This is a genomic window from Ignavibacteria bacterium (genome assembly GCA_025612375.1).
Lineage (GTDB): Bacteria > Bacteroidota > Ignavibacteria > Ignavibacteriales > SURF-24 > JAAXKN01.
The window spans coordinates 189,401-206,151 of the sequence record JAAXKN010000004.1; the positions used below are offsets into that span (position 1 = coordinate 189,401).

Below are 16,751 nucleotides of genomic sequence, written 5' to 3' on the forward strand. Positions count from 1 at the left end.
CAAATTGAAAGAGGTGGTATATGAAAACATACAGACAATTTGTTTTATTGCCTGCCTTTGCTGCTGTTTTTATTGCTTTGTTTATAGATTCACTTATTACATATGCAATCCCAAGTTTTGCACGGCAAACTAACTTACCATGTAATACTTGTCACTCCATATTTCCTGAACTTACAGTATTCGGAAGGCAATTTAAGAGAATGGGATACTCTCTGGTTGGTGTAAGTTCTATTCAGGCAACCTCTGATAGTGAAACTGTTATAATGCGTTTACCTAATAGTCCTCCTGTTTCAGGTATGATCATGGCCTCATTCTCTCATGAAAATAAAGAGCAACCTGGTGCACAAAATGGTAATTTCTCCTTCCCGCAGCAGTTAAGCCTATTCCTGGCTGGCTCTCTGACCCCAAAGATAGGTGGATTTTTTCAGATAACCTATGATCAACAAAGTGGAACAATTGGTATGGATAATGCAGACTTGCGGTATGCCGATCAGACTGAACTTTTTTCTGAGGGATTTGTCTACGGAATAGATATAAACAATAACCCAACTGTCCAGGACCTTTGGAATAGTTTACCAGCCTGGATATTTCCTTTCGCAGCTTCGGCCACATCTCCTGCTCCTGCAGCAGCAACCTTAATTGAAGGAGGGCTGGCTCAAAAAGTTATTGGCTTGGGAATTTATAGCCTTTGGAATGATTTGCTTTATGCTGAGGTAACTTTATATAAAACAGCAATTCAGGGAGGGCATAATCCTCCTGATAGCTCTTCGAATGGCGTGCTGAAAAGTGTAGCTCCATATTGGCGGGTAGCACTTCAGAGGCAAATTAGCGATAATTATGTTGAAGTAGGCACTTTCGGTATGGCTGCAAATCAGTTTGCTGCAGGCGTTACAGGGCTTACAAATAAATATACTGATATAGGTTTTGATCTTAATTTTGAAAAACCTCTGGGTGGAAACATTTTAACAGTCCATGGATCTTATATCCATGAAACACTTTCTCCTGATTCAGCACTGAGTGCTTCAACAGCATTAAACTCATTCAATATTAATGGGAATATCATTCTGCATTCACAGATAGGATTCTCGCTGGGTTATTTTTCAATAACAGGAGATAACAATCCCGCACTAAATGCGCCGGTAAGCGTTAGCGGCAGTGCTAGTGGATCTCCAAATAGTAGTGGACTTGCTTTTGAATTTGATTATCTGCCCTGGCTTAATACTAAATTAGCACTTCAATACATCGCATATAATAAGTTCAATGGCGGCACAAGCAACTATGATGGTTCAGGTCGAAACGCATCCGACAATAATACATTATATTTATTAACCTGGGTAGCTTTCTGAGGAAGTTTTGGATAGATATACCTCCGAACTCCGGGGCTTGCGTAAAGTCCCGGAGCAAGTAGAAGCACTAAGTTAAAAACTCATTGGATTTTGGCTACAAGACTTTTTTGTAGCATCTTCTTCTTTTATGCTGACGGTTTTCAAAAAACCTCCATTGGGCCTGCACCTTCGAATTGACCTCAAGCTCTCGGTTTGTTTCCACAATTTCAATTTTATTTTTAACAAACACTTTATTCACTTCATGTATCAGAATTGCGTTTACGCCTTTGTTCTGCATTTCAGGGCTGACGGCGGTAAGATACAGATCCGCCTTTCTGCTTTTTTTCATTGCCTTTAAGATGCGGATAAAACCAAAAGGAAATAACCTGCCATTGCTTTTCAGTAGAGCCTCGGATAAAGATGGCATAGTAATACCGAATGCCACAACTTTATTATCGCTGTTGAGAACAACAGGAACGTACTCCGGCATAATATAGCCGAAATATTGTTTTACATACATGTCAATCTGCTTATCTGAAAGTTCAACAAAGCCATATAGATTTTTGTAGGCTTCATTAAGCAGGGCAAAAATTTCGTGAGCATAAGGGAGCAGTTCTTTAGCCTTCTTAACTCTCAGTACTGTAAGATTGTTCCTTTTAAGCGCAATTTGAGCTATTCTTTGAACCGTTTCATTTATTCCTGAGTTCATAGTAACTTCATATTCTACCCAGTCAGCCTCTTTTGCATAACCCGATTTTTCGATGTGTCCGGCATAATATGGATAATTATATATTGCACCCAGAGTACCTGTTTCTTCAAATCCTTCGATCAGTGTGCCCTCACCATCCATATCTGTAAAACCCAGGGGGCCATGAATACACTCCATACCGTTTGACTTTGCCCAGGCTTCGGCTGCAGATAAGAGCGCTGAAGATACTTCCGGATCGTCTATAAAATCGAACCATCCAAAGCGCGCAGATTTTGCGTCCCACCTTTCATTATACCTCCTGTTAATAATGCAGGCTATTCTTCCGGCTATTTTCCCATTCTTATAAGCCAGCCAGTATTTAGAACTGCAGAAATCGAAAGCCGGATTTTTGTCCTTTCTCAGGGAGAAAAGCTCATCTGAACGTATTGGAGGGACCCAAAATTTATTCCCATTATATAACTGATATTGAAATGAAACAAATTGTTTCAACTCATCTAAGCTATTGACTTCTTTAAGCTCAATCTGGTTATTCATACGCTGTAGATATCCTTATTATTCTGTTTTAAAATCATGCCTTCAACCGAGCAATGCAAAAATAACAACTATCTGTCCTTGTTCAAAATTTGTCCCCGGAATTTAATTTAATATCGCATAAACCCGAAGTATTCGTTTCTTATCTTTTAAGATAACCAATGTCATTTAGCCTTCGCATAAATCCCTTTACAAATACAAATATTATAAGAATATTAAAAATAAACTGTTTCTGACGTTAAACTTTTAAGGATGCAATTAAATGAGAAAAATAATCGTTCTATCTATGATTACATTGGATGGTGTTATGCAGGCACCTGGCGGACCTGAGGAAGATATATCAGGCGGTTTCAAATATGGCGGTTGGACTGCACCTTTTGCCAACGAAGATTCCGGTAAGGCAATGGAAAAGCAGCTGCAACCTGCAGATCTTCTTCTGGGCAGAAAAACATTTGAGATCTTTGCCTCTTACTGGCCTGGACATGCGGACATTTGGCCAGGGATCAATGAAGTCACAAAATATGTCCTGAGCGGGACCATGGAAAAGTCGGACTGGAAAAACTCAGTTTTCCTCAAAAGCCTGGCGGATATTGAAAAACTCAAAAATTCAAATGGTTCGGACATCAAAGTCTGGGGCAGCAGCAGGCTCGTTCAGCTGTTGCTGAAGCATGATTTAGTGGACGAATTCTGGCTCAACATTTACCCTTTGACTCTTGGTATGGGAAAGAAGTTGTTTGACGATGGCCCTTTTCCGGCAGCATTTACATTAATAGAAAGTTATGTTGCACCAAACGGTGTAATTACAGCCAATTACAAGCGGGCTGGGGAAGTCAAAACAGGTACTGTTGGAGCTTGAGGCTGCTGACATGTTAAGAATTCCCCGGATAAGCTTAAATATCTTCACCAGTTGCTTTAGTCTTTTATCATTTGTCGGCATTGGCGGCTGATAATTGCAAATTCCGGCAAAACGGAAAAGAATTGTAAGATATAATAATGCTCTTACTGATAGTTAACTGCAGCAAGGTGTTCATAATGCTGTGAATGAGAATCGAACCGTTTTAACAGAAGTTGTGCTTTGGGAGGGACATATGCCTTAGTATAGTCTTCCCCTACGAATTCTTTTACATCATTAATTCCGTCAAACTTCATTATTGTTATGAATTCAACTTCTTCCGTTTGCTCCCTTTTCAGCAGTTCAATTCCTCTGTAACCTTTGATGTTCTTCCCTTCAATGCTTTTCCATACTTCCTCATAAAGTAATTTTTCATACTTATCAGCATTTTCGGGTGTGGTAAAGCCGTGCCATATTCTTACTATCATTTTAGCTCCTAAATTTGTAAAGAATGTGAATTTTCGTCAATTATCTGTTTATTCAATTATCGACTTATATACCAATTCCCTGAATTCTTTAAAAACCGGATAATGAAAATTTGGAACAAATTGTGTCATGAATATTAATATCAAATCTTTTTCAGGATCAATATAAAAATAGGTATTTGCAGATCCTGACCACCAATAAGAACCGGCAGAGCCGGTAAAAACCGGTTGGTTATTGCTCTTTACAACCGCAAAACCGAATCCGAATCCCATTCCGGATAGCATTGGCCCAAAAAAGCTGTCATCAGGCATTATCTCATCTGATATCTGATCCGAAGTCATTAGCTCAACGGTTTTACTTTTTAAGATTCTTATCCCGTTATAGATCCCTTTATTGAGCAGCATCTGCGAAAAAATCATATAATCTTTTGCAGTCGAAATAAGCCCCCCGTTTCCTGAGAAGAACTTTACTTTTGCCGTCACATTATTTACCTCGGGATCCGTCAGAGCTTTAATCCCTCCCGAATCAGCAGGGCAGAATACCGCTGCAACCCGGTTCAGTTTTTCTACTGGAACATAATAACCCGTCTCTTCCATTTGCAAGGGTACAAATATTCTTTCTCTTAAAAACTGGTCAAAAGGCTTCCCCGAAATAACTTCTACAAGATAAGCAATTACATCCGATGACCTGCTGTAATTCCACCTCGTACCGGGCTGATATAATAAAGGAATTTTTGACAACTTCTGTATCATATCCTTTAACGTCCCGCCGGAAAGATTAGAAGCCCTGTAGATGGAATCAACAGGATTACTCTCACCGCCACTGGCCAAACCGGATGTATGCATAAGGAGGTTGCGGATTGTCATCGGTTTGGCCTGTTCCTCAAGCTTTATTCCGTCTCTATCAATTCCAGAAAATACTTTTAAGTCTTTAAATTCAGGAATATATTTAGAAACAGGATCATTTAATTTAAAACGGCCTTCATCAAACAATATCATTAAAGCCGCACTCGTGACGGGCTTGGTCATAGAGGCTATTCTGAAAAATGCATTTAGCTGCATGGGTTTTCCAACATCCATCATTCCAAACTTTTCAAAACTAACAACTTTCCCATGACGGGCAATCATTGTTATAATGCCCGGAAGTTTCTTCTCATCAACATATTTCTGCATCAAAGTATTCACAATGCCTATACTGTCTGATGAGAATCCGGTTTCCCCGGGTTTTGATAATGGCAATATGGTTCCCTGCTGCGGATATCCATTAGTGTAAATAAGAAATAGAAAAAATATCAGAGCGTTTCTCATTTTAAGCCCGAAGTTAAATGCTGATAGATTTCTGTTTATTTAGCGCTATCCCTACCCAAAATCATATGCTTGTAAGTTTAGCCAAAATTCACATATTATAGAAGGAATTATTCCTATTTGTCTAATGCAATTTATAACAATTACAATAAATATGTTAAAATTTCCGTTAAACTTTTTTGAATTTTACTTTGTCGAACTATTATTGAAACAAACTCACACATTTTGTCCTTTAATGCTTGTTTAGTATCCGGATAATGCGGTATTTTAACCGGTTAATTTTTCAAGTTTTTGTACAGATTTTTATACCAGATTATTGAGGATATTCATGAAATATAGTATTACTGTTACGTTTTTCATTTCAATTTTATTGTTTACTTCAGCTTTTGCACAGCCTGGCAAGCGGGGCGGCAGCCAGGGAGCTCCCGGCGGCGGCTCAATTACGGGAAAGGTGATGGATTCGCAGACCGGAAAGCCTGTTGAATATGCAAGCGTTGTACTCTTTAAGGCTACGGGCGGAAAACAGATCAATGGATCGATTACTGATCCTGATGGAAATTTTGAAATTAAGGACGTCGTTCCCGGAAAATATAACATAGCGGTTTCTTTTATTGGATATGAAAAGAAAAAATTAAAAGAAGTTGAACTTTCTTCTTCCAGGCTGGACCTTGGGGAAATAAAGCTTGAGGAGAAGGTCGTAAGTACGGATAATGTGGTCGTTGAAGGGCAGAGGGTCCCCTTTTCCTACCAGATCGATAAGAAAGTAATTAACGTGGATAAATTCACCACTGCCACCTCCGGAAACGCGGTAGACATTCTTGCAAATGTTCCTTCGGTTTCTGTTGACGTTGAAGGCAACGTAAGCCTGCGCGGCAGCGGCAGTTTCACACTCCTTATTGACGGCCGCCCTACGGTTGTAGACGCCCAGGATGCCCTGCAGCAGATCCCCGCCAGCGCAATACAGAATATTGAGATCATTACAAACCCTTCGGTCAAGTACGATCCCGAGGGTGTTGCCGGAATTATCAACCTCGTGCTCAAGAAAAATAAGAACCTGGGACTCTCGGGCATGGCAAACCTGAGCACGGGGCTTAAGGACAAGTATGGCGCAGAAGGTCTTTTTAACTATAAGACACCTCTGGTTGATGCAACTTTCGGCCTGAACTACAGGAAGATGAACATGGCCAGCAGCGGACTGCAGGAAAAGATTTTCGACTACCAGGGCAGCACTTCACACATCAATATGAACAGCGATGGCAACCACCGCAGGGATGGCTACGGGCTTAGAGGCAGCCTGAGTTTTACGCTTGGCGACAATGACGTGCTTGGAATTGGAGGCAGATACCAGGACAGATCCAGAACCGAAGGCTCCTCGGCAAATTACTCCGAATTCTCCACTGCGGCACCTTTAGGACTGTTTTATATAAATAAGAGCTACTCCGATCACTCGGGCAACTCTTATGAAGCCAGTTTGAATTATCAGCACAAATTTAATTCATCCGGGCACGAGATTACAGCAGACGTCCAGTACGAATCAGAAGACCAGAACGACGTATCAATCAGTGAACTGCTGAACAGCCAGGGGATTGCCGAGGGCAAAAGTACAACTGAAGGTGGCCCCGGAAGTGAGTTTAATACCAAAATCGATTATACACTGCCGTTTAGCGAAATTTCGAAGCTTGAATCGGGACTTGAAGGCCAGACTGAGCTTTCTACTGAAGATAACCAGTTCTCGCAGTTCAACCAGACGGCAGGCGCTTACCTGTTTGAGCCGCAATTCAGCTATTCCACAAAATCAAGAATTGATGAATATTCAGTCTATTCGGTATTCTCAGATATGATTGGTAACTTCGGCTACCAGGCAGGAGTAAGAGGGGAATATACATACCGTAAGATCCAGGTTCTTTCATTAGGACAGGATTTCAATATCGACAGATGGGATTTCTTCCCGACGCTGCATTTTTCTTACAAACTTGAATCCGGTATGCAGTTTATAGCCAGTTACGCAAAAAGAATACAGAGGCCGAGGTCCTGGATGCTTGAACCCTTTACAACCTGGGTCGACGCTACAACGGTCCACCGCGGCAACCCAAGCCTGAAGCCCGAGCTTATTGACTCCTATGAACTGGGGTTACAGACTCTTATAGGACCGGTATCTTTTTCAGCCGAGGGTTATTACAGGGTTAATAACAGCAAAACTGATGTCGTCAGTTCGCCATATGCCGACAACGTGACACTTCAGACATTTGCCAATATTGGAAAAGACTACTCACTCGGAACTGAAGTAATGGCCAGTTTCGACGTCCTCAAACTCTGGAGCGTTGACCTGATGGGCAACGTTTACGATTACAGGCTCAAAAGCAGCCTAAACGAAATTCCTGTTGAAAAGAGCAGCTTTAACTGGCGCCTCAGGATGAGCAACAATATTAACCTTAGCAGCACACTCCATCTTCAGCTGAACGGAAATTACGAAAGTCCAAGTGTATCGCTTCAGGAAAGAAGAAAAGGCTCATTTATGTCGGACCTCGCCTTAAAGAAAGACTTGATGGATAAGCAGCTATCAATAACCCTTCAGGTCAGGGACATATTTGGCACACACAGGCATGAATCAACTACAGAAAGCACAGGGCTTTATTCATTCAACAGGTTCTCAATGGAAGCCCCTATGGTAATGCTGAACGTTAGGTATTCTTTAAATAACTTCAAGCAGAGCGACCGCCAGAACAGAAATGAAACGGGAGAAGAGGAATTCTAAAGGCAAAGTCGCCGGTTTAAGCTGAATATTAAAAGCCGGCTTTTGCGGGCAGATGATTAACCTCTCTGCCCGCAATATAATTATTCCCGGGGCTTAAAACCCTGTTGCTCCTCTTCCTAAATTCCTTCAAAACCATAAGTCACAATCTCACATTCTCCTGCAATGAATTTTTTGCAATAGCCTCAACTATTTCTTCCCAGGCTTCTTTAGGCATATCATGCCCCATACCGTTAATTATTAATAACTTTGCGCCCGGTATAAGTCTGGCTGTATCTTTCCCGCATTCAACAGGTATCAGCGGGTCATCACTTCCATGAATTACCAGTGTCGGAACCTTAATAGTGGAAAGTAATGTGCTTCGGTCGCCGTTGACAAGAATAGCCATGTTTTGGCGTGCCATTCCCTGCGGGCAGAATGAACGGTCATAGCTTCTCTCCAGATACACTCTGGCTCTTTGTTCCTCAAATGGAAAACCGGGGCTCCATATTTTTCGCCAGATATTCATGTTGTGTTCAATGTACGCTTCGCGCTGCACTGGCGGCGGCGAGATTACTAAGGCAAGTGCGTCCGGTTTACCCTGCGGCAGATCTGGATTTCCTGTGCCCGACATTATTGAAGTGAGGCTTAAAACATGATCTGGATGCCGGTAAGCAGCAATCTGTGCTATCATACCGCCCATAGAAGCTCCGCAAATATGGGCTTCCTCAATTGCCAACGCCTCAAGCAAACCAGCTGCATCATCAGCCATATCTTCCAGATAATAGGCTGACTCAACATGCTTGCCTTCCGTTAGGTCCCTCATGGCACCCGGAAAGTCTGGAATTCCGGCTTCTTCAAATTTTGTCGAAAGTCCTGAATCGCGGTTGTCAAAGCGAATTACGAAGTAACCTTTTTTTACTAACAACTCGCAGAATTCAGCATCCCAAAAAATAGTCTGCGCGCCATTTCCTCCAATTAATAACAGTGCCGGGCATGACCTGTCCCCGAAAGTATCATACTCAATTTGAATCCCATTAGCATTTACTTTGGCCATATCTTATCCCTTTTATGAACTCACGTCAATAAGAGAAATTGACGCGCTTAAAATGCACTCAGAGCCGCAAAACCCGTTTGAAACTAAACCTTTATAGCAGAAAAAAGAGCTTTATCATTTCTTCTTATGCCTAGAATTATCAGACCAACGAAAATTATTATTGCTGCTGAATCTGTCAGTATATTACTGATTCCATTTATATCCTTCATGAGGGTGGTGCCAAAAATAATAACCCAGCGGGCAAGTATAATGATTGCAATCATCCAGGCGGCAAATTTTACTTTTGCAGAATCCTTATAAAATGCCATAATAAGAAACGTTATTCCAAAAATTAAATTCTCAATTGTAATAATGTGCCAGACGTAGAAAATTGTTGTTTTTGTGGCTATCCCGAAGGCAGCTGCCTCAGTCAAAGGTAAAACAGCAGCGTGCCCGTTCAATGCGTGTGTAATACTGAAAAGGATTGAAAGGATGCCAACGATCAAAAAATAAATATTAAATTTCATTTGATACCCTCCAACTATTATTGGCAATAAAGCTTACAAATTATACCTCAAATTTAATATTACGCACCTATTTATCAAAACTTCATATTTTAATTACTTTTTGGCACATTCTGAATGAAAATGTGTCTTAATCCTGACTTTAATAATTTTGCATAATTATGAATGCAGGCCCGGAAGCGTCTTTGACAGAAATGTCAGCAAATTTGCATGGAAAAAAATGCCCGAATAAGCGATTTTTACGGAGGAAATTTCTGAAATATTAATTTTTTGCATTATTCTGCTGATTATTCTCAAATAATTTCACAAAAATGAAATAATATACATCCGGCAGAGGAATTCTTGCTGAATTATTCATAAATTGCACAATCATGGGTGCGCAAAAACAAATTATTTTGGTTAAATTGCGAACTGGATTTAAAATATTAAAGTAAATCCCCGGGAATCATAAGAATTACCGGCATAAACCAGAAAAAAACTTAAAAACAGAGTAGTATTAAATAAATAAAGAAAAAATTATGCAGTTACCGGGAAAACCTATAGCTAATTTACAACAAGATGCCAAGGATTTTATTAACCTTTATTCTTCGCTGGGCGAAAGGGCAGAGAATTTCCTGCCTAAACATATTGTTGATAACTTAAAAAACTTCGTTGAACTCTGCTGCGAGGAACCGGACGATCCGGCCAGACAGCGAACCGAAATAGATAAATATATTTTGGAGCTGAAGGAACTGATCCCCGGCTACACAGATGTCTCACTTATGCTATTCCCGCATGAGGATTCAAAGGCCTTTCAGTACCGCACACAGAAACAGAAGTTCGCCGAAAAACTGACGTCACTCATTGATACCGAACTGGTAGATGATAAGACAAAAGCACAGTCATCAAATGTCCTGAAAACTCACGACTCATCAATAGGCACTCCGCCGGTTACACAGCGCCTTATTGATCAGATGTATAAGCTTACCCTGGGCGATGATGTGCGTGAACTGCGCAAGTTCAGGGATGTTATTGGGGTAAATGGCGACATTGAAGAAGCACAGTGGAATTACTTTATGGATGTGCTTGAACAGATGATAATTCAGAGTACCCACTATACAACAAATGCAGAGAAAAAGGATTTCCTTTCAAGGACAGAACTGACTGTAAACTTCAAGGGCTTAAATGGTTTTATACGCACGGTTGTTGGCGGCGGCGCAAATACTGTAATTGAGCTCTTATCATCCGAGGTCTTTAATGCAAATGATGTAAGGATAATAGAGTTTACAGATGCAGCATCTTTATACGAAGAGATAAAGAACGATATGACAAACATCTTTGTCGTAAAAGCTAAATACATGCGTACAAATGTGTTTAACAACATAAGATGGTTCCCTTATCTTACACGCATCATTATTGTGGATGATTCACCGGAATCGCGCAGTACGAACACTTCACTCGTATTCTGTTTCCATAACAAGATTATAAATACACTGAATAAAGTTCATACAAAGAAACTGGGTTCACTTGCAAATACTCAGCTTAATCTGCGGCTTATCATCGATAAGGTCAACGATGAAAACCTCGAAAAATTCAGAAAATGCGCTGAAAGAAAAATTGCCGATTATGAAGAAGAGCTTAATGAATTTAAGAAGGAACAGTTAGGCGAAACAGGAAATCTTAAAAAAGACATTACTTTATTTAAGTTTAATGACTATGCAAAGCAGATCATAAGAGATAAGTATGCAATTACAAAACTGCACGACTATATAGTACTCATTCAGAACTGCAAGGATCCCAAAAAGCTTCAGAAGCAGAACAAGGAACTTATACACGAATTTGAGACACGCACAAAAGCCTACTTCTATTCCAATATAGAGCAGGTGAATATTGCAACCATAGTTGAAGGCGGCGGCAGAAGCCAGCTGCGCACTTACGGGGAATACCTGCTTAACAGAACTCTTAAGGCAGTTGACCCCCTGATTGTACAGAAGTGCAAAACGATCATTGATATTATTCCGACTAATTTCCAGAGGACACTGAAGAATCATTATCACAAGAATTTCGGTATCAACCTGTTCCTGGAAAAGTATAAAGAATATATTACAAAGGTTGAGAACGAGTCCAATAATAAAGGCCGCTTTACAAATTTCCTTATTGATATCGGAATAAATGATGCTTATCAGAAAAAGTCGCCTGAAGAACAGCAGATTATAAAGGAATTTATAAGCAACCTGGCTAACCTCGATATTACTTCCATTGCAGATGACGTGCAGATGATCATCCGCGATATATTATTCCACTCTGTGCTTAAACCTTATATTTTGTTTAACGCCGAGGCTTCATGGGAATACAAGGATCTTTTCCCTGTAGACAGGTTCGATATTAATCCCTTTGATCTTGAGGTTGGACTCACTGAGGATAACAGGATAGATTTCGAAAGGCTTTATCACCGCCTGAACAGGATGAAAAATACATTCCAGCTTTTTGACGACACGGGAAACCTCTGGGACAGGTTCTGTGAAAATCTTACGATCATTATCAATGACCCTTCTAATCCATCGGGCCACACTGATTTTAATAATGTTTCACTAATTAAATTCCTGAAGTTTCTAAACAACAATAAAATTACGCTCCTTTTAGACGAGGCATACAGTGATGCAATAAAGATAGATGATCCGGATGAACCGAAATGGAGAACAATTTCACGTTATATAATGAATAACATCAGTTCGCTCCCCAATATCAGCATCGTCTCGTCACTTTCAACGACAAAGAACCTGGGGGCTACCGGCAACAGGCTTGGATCTCTTATTGCAACACCTGCAAGGAAGGACCTTATAAACTTTGCCAAGAAGCAGAATGGAATTGAAAAGGGAAATACAAACTCGCTATACATGCTTGTAAACACTATTGAGGCAGCGCAGCTTTCAAAGAAGATAAAAGACCGCATGGAAAGTGAACTCCCTAAGGATGCTTCCAGATATAAAATTAAGACTTTGATAGAAAATTATATAATCGATGAGTTAGTGAGCTACCAGGAAAGGAAATCAGAGGAAAAGAAAAATCATTCTATTAAGAGATTTTCACCCTTTGAAGGAAGTCCATTACACATATTTCTGCTTGAAGAGCTTGCATCCCTGAATAAGCTCGATGTACTCGGCCTGCCCGATGACTTTAAATACAAGGGCGAGCCTTTCTACAAGTATTATCAGGATCATATAGTAAAGGAAATAAATAAATTCAGGGTCAATAAGCTTTTCCGTCAGGAATGCAATAAGAGATTGGAGCTTATAAAGAATACGGCAAATGATGTCATACATCAGGAGGATGCTGAAAGCTACTGCGAAGTGCTTGAATCCGACGGCTCTTATCTTTTTAATATACTGCTGAAGGATTTCTTCTCATACCAGGATCTTGAGAAATTCACAAAGAAGCTGGCGTCACAAAGAGGCATTGCTGTAATTCCTTATCAGACGGGCTTCTTGAGATTCTCTCTGGGCGATTATCTGGACGGCAGTGAGCAGAGTTATGAAATATTTGTAAAAGAAATTGAGAACTCGATCCGGATCGTCTTAAAATACTGGAAGCTTTTCTACAATGAAAAATCAGATCCTGCAAATAAAGAGAAGTCAACTGATGAGGTGCTGAAGAAAATATTCAAAACAACGTCAGATATGGATTTTGTAGACAAGGTGCTCGAAGACTATAATGTCATTAAAAACCTGAACAAGGCACCCAAAAGCAGCCTTACGATCAGCGACATTATGACGCTCTACCATTCATTTCCTAAAGATTCGGGTGTCACCATCAACACAATCAGGGGATCAAAGAACTCTGTATTTGAATTCTATGAGAATATAGGAAGCTGCACGGATCTGAAGAGCTTTATAAGCAGCAGGGCATTTACAAAGATTTATGAGAACCTTCTGCCGCAGATATATAAGACAATTCCACTCCTGAAGAACCTGGATTATAATAGTGTTGTTTCAAGATTCGGAAAAGCCACTATAATTAAATACATCAACAATAAAGTTGATTTTCAGCCGAACAGCTATGTGCTTGATGATCCGGATGAAAAGAATATAATGAAAGAAATCTTAATTGAGATGGAAAGAATATTATTTTCTGATTCAAAGGTTAAGATACTCGCATTAAATGCATCGGGCGATCCGGCAGGCGACAAGGCAAAGCTGGAAGGAATTAACAGGATCTTAAGAAAATATATTGAGGAGCTGCTGCTGCATTTTAACCTTCCCTTTGAGCAGGTGGGAACTGAACCCTCGGTTAAAGAGATTATTAAGGCAACAGCGGAAAAATTTGAGGAAATTACGGGAAAGCAGCCCGCAGAATTTGGACTGGCTACTTACCTGGAAAGTTTTGCCTCACAAATCGCTTCACTCAGCTGGCCGGAAAACTTTAAGACAAAGCTTGACGGATTTGTACGCGACACATTGAAAGAGTTTGTTCTTAGGGAATCTCCTCAGGTGGAAGAGAAAATATTGAGACTATTTCTGCTTAAGAAAGAAAACCGGTTTGAGTTACAGCTGAAAGCAAAGGTCGATGCCTTGAATAATAAACTTTCTGAAAAAGACGACGCTGAAGTAAAACTGTTTACTGAAGATTTTGTTTATGGCATACTGAAAGATGAGCTTAAGGAAATCACAGGGAGTATTCTGACTCTGAAGGATAATAAGGTTACGCAGGAAAAGCTGCACGAAGAAGTGCGCGACGCTGCACTGTTCTTTATTGAGCTGATGAACAAAACAAAGGCCACAGAATATTATAACAGGTATAATCATACTCTGATTAAATTCGCAGAGACCATGTTCCTGAAGCAGAATTCCAGCATTAATGAAATGATACAGCATGGAATAACACTGCACAAGGACTTTAAGATAGAGTCGCAGCTTGAAGGTGGTCTTGAATGGGTTGCCAAAGTAATGTCGAAGTGCGGGGTGATCGGGCTTGAGCAGCCGGTGCAGGCGCATACAAGAATTGCAACCGATGCAAAGAAAAGAATATATCCTTTCCATAAAGCAGACAGGCCTGAGAACGGACACGATGGCCGTGACTTTTCGGAGCCGCATGAATATATAAAGAGCATGGATATTAAGCCGGCATCTGTATTCTTTGGACGCAGAATGGAGAAGTTCATTGAGAACATGGATGAGAATGACTACCGCTGCAAGATAATTACGCACGGACTGGTTAAAGTACTCTATGTATTTCAGAAGAGCTATTTAAAATATCTGACGGACAACTTCCGCCTTATACAGGCTGATGAGGTTACGCTTGAAGACGTAAAGAACTTTATGCCTGATGTAATACTATTCTACGGCGCACCGGAGAAAGTAATGGCATTCCCTCAGATAGGCTATTTCGATCTTAAAGGTCCGAACGGAAACATAAAGACAATGGTAACTCCGCTTAAGAAAGAAGTAGATTACTTCGGCGATATCAAGAAGCCGTGGCTTACAATGATGAATGAGAAAGTAAAAGAGATGGGAGGTATTCCTGTACACGGTTCATTGTTTGCAGTTGAGGAAGAAGACGGAAGCCTGTTTGTGGTACAGGTAGATGGTGACAGCGGCGTGGGAAAATCTGAAATGCTTGCGGCAATGATGCTTAAGTGGCTTAAAAAAGATCTGCAGGGAATTCGTTCCATTAAAATGATTGCCGGCGATATGTTCTATATTTTCCCCGATGAAAAGGGCGACCTTTACGGAATTGGTACCGAAGAAGGCGACTTTTCAAGGGTAACTGACTTTGACCCGGATTTCATTAAGTACTATTATTCACTTTTTGCAAAAGCCGCCGACAGCAACGTTGAAGACCTGAACTCAAGAAGCACAATAAGCGGCCTGTGTGATATTACAATGCCCTTTAAGATAGATATCATGCTTACTGCAAGCAACTATGCGCGCGCTGAAGCCGGAATTACAAGATATGAAAATCCTGAGAACTTCCTGCTCTACAGAGACTCGCACGGAGAAAGAAAAGAAAAAGCCACAAGTTCTGATAATCCGCACCTGCAGAGAACACTTCTCCGCTACACGGGTGATAAAAATATTGTGGATGTGATGGACAGGCATGGCAATTATATTGATGACGTGCTGGACTGGGAAAAAGACGAGCACTCCAATAAATATTATCTCTGCGCTTCATATAAGATGATAGACAAGATAGACATTGAAGATGTGGTGAATAAAATATTTGCCGGCAAGACATTCAAACAAAAGAATAATTCATATAAGATCGCAAAGGTGAACTTTGACATTATAAAGAATAAATTCATTTCATCTGCTGAATTGGTCTCCGGTGTCCCGGTAAACGGAACTGGCAATGGAAACGGTAATTCAGACGGGAAATGCGATTTTATTATAGACAAGGATATGTTCAACAGCATTTTCAACTCACTTGCTTCAACTCCTGCAGGACAGCCTTTTGTTGCAGAAGAGGGACAGATGGAGTCAAGAAAACACCTGATCAATATTCTCAAAGGCGGCAAGGAAGGCAACGGACGGGGAAGACACATTAGGCTTGGAATACTTTCAACTGATCTTGGAAGAAAAGGCAAGGAGATTACAGGTCCCCAGGTCGCGGCTGAAGATATGAAGAACATGATACATGAAGTTAGGATATTCAGAAACGATATCAATAAGAACAAGAATTATGTTCATCAGCTTGTCTATGAAAAATACAGCCACATTTTTGAAGGACACAAGCATAACAGTGAGGTCTGCCGCTATAACTTCATGCTCTTCCAGCTTGAACAGATGCGGAAGGCACGCTTTGTAAGGATAGACGATCTGAAAAAAGAAGTTGACCTTTCGGGAATAAAAGGATTTAAGCAGGAAAGCCCGGAAAAACAGTTCAGTCCGCTCTTAGTAACGCCGAACATTAATGCTGAACTGAATTCGGTAAGCGAAACCTATGAACAGCTGATGAGCCTGCCGAGCAATCCGGAGTTTGCAGAAGAGTTCTATGAGGATACAGCAAACCTCTACATTGCAGAAGGATATTCGAAGGATACTATTGTAAACAACATGGTTCTTCAAATACTCATAATAAGCGGATATCTGAATATTGAAGATATTACACGCGGAAGGATCACAGAGAAGGTAAACCGTGAGACATTAGCAGCCGCAAAGTTTGCTGCTGTTAAGAAACTAAATGAAAATAATAGATAAAATTACGGTTTGAATATAAAAAGGAAGGTTGTTCTAGTTCCATATAAGCAAATTTTACACCTCTTTCAGGTGAAAATATGGAACTAAACAACCTTCTGATT

9 protein-coding genes are annotated in these 16,751 nt (G+C 40.5%); 4 read left to right on the plus strand and 5 right to left on the minus strand.

Annotated features, from left to right (window positions below; all coding sequences use genetic code 11):
• Positions 1 to 20: 20 nt before the first annotated feature.
• The gene (locus HF312_04955) at positions 21 to 1,346 is read left to right on the plus strand and encodes a cytochrome C (GenBank protein MCU7519543.1); all 1,326 of its coding nucleotides are present in this window, start codon (positions 21 to 23) and stop codon (positions 1,344 to 1,346) included.
• 94 nt (positions 1,347 to 1,440) lie between these two features.
• Here the strand turns inward: HF312_04955 and HF312_04960 are convergent, their stop codons facing one another.
• Positions 1,441 to 2,568 carry a hypothetical protein gene (locus tag HF312_04960; GenBank protein ID MCU7519544.1) on the minus strand — a complete coding sequence of 376 codons (1,128 nt, stop codon included), beginning with the start codon at positions 2,566 to 2,568 and terminating at the stop codon, positions 1,441 to 1,443.
• Between the two features lie 259 nt (positions 2,569 to 2,827).
• On the opposite strand from HF312_04960, the gene HF312_04965 reads away from it, so the two are divergent.
• A complete protein-coding gene (locus HF312_04965; GenBank protein ID MCU7519545.1) occupies positions 2,828 to 3,421 on the plus strand; it encodes a dihydrofolate reductase family protein in 594 nt (197 codons plus the stop codon).
• 143 nt (positions 3,422 to 3,564) lie between these two features.
• Here HF312_04965 and HF312_04970 read toward each other — a convergent pair whose 3' ends face one another.
• Together HF312_04970 and HF312_04975 are read right to left on the minus strand one after the other, a co-directional pair.
• The gene (locus HF312_04970; GenBank protein MCU7519546.1) at positions 3,565 to 3,885 is read right to left on the minus strand and encodes an antibiotic biosynthesis monooxygenase; all 321 of its coding nucleotides are present in this window, start codon (positions 3,883 to 3,885) and stop codon (positions 3,565 to 3,567) included.
• A gap of 48 nt (positions 3,886 to 3,933) precedes the next feature.
• Positions 3,934 to 5,121, minus strand: coding sequence for a beta-lactamase family protein (locus HF312_04975; GenBank protein MCU7519547.1), 1,188 nt, complete (start codon positions 5,119 to 5,121; stop codon positions 3,934 to 3,936).
• A 394-nt stretch (positions 5,122 to 5,515) separates the two neighbouring features.
• Here HF312_04975 and HF312_04980 point away from each other — a divergent pair, with 394 nt between their 5' ends.
• A complete protein-coding gene (locus tag HF312_04980; GenBank protein ID MCU7519548.1) occupies positions 5,516 to 7,942 on the plus strand; it encodes a TonB-dependent receptor in 2,427 nt (808 codons plus the stop codon).
• 139 nt (positions 7,943 to 8,081) lie between these two features.
• Here HF312_04980 and HF312_04985 read toward each other — a convergent pair whose 3' ends face one another.
• Together HF312_04985 and HF312_04990 are read right to left on the minus strand one after the other, a co-directional pair.
• On the minus strand, positions 8,082 to 8,975 hold the full coding sequence (locus HF312_04985; GenBank protein MCU7519549.1) for an alpha/beta hydrolase: 894 nt from the start codon (positions 8,973 to 8,975) through the stop codon (positions 8,082 to 8,084).
• Between the two features lie 83 nt (positions 8,976 to 9,058).
• Positions 9,059 to 9,481, minus strand: a complete 423-nt coding sequence (locus HF312_04990) for a hypothetical protein (GenBank protein MCU7519550.1) — start codon at positions 9,479 to 9,481, stop codon at positions 9,059 to 9,061.
• A 515-nt stretch (positions 9,482 to 9,996) separates the two neighbouring features.
• Between HF312_04990 and HF312_04995 the strand changes: the two genes are divergently transcribed.
• Positions 9,997 to 16,650, plus strand: coding sequence for an aminotransferase class I/II-fold pyridoxal phosphate-dependent enzyme (locus tag HF312_04995; GenBank protein ID MCU7519551.1), 6,654 nt, complete (start codon positions 9,997 to 9,999; stop codon positions 16,648 to 16,650).
• Positions 16,651 to 16,751: the final 101 nt, after the last annotated feature.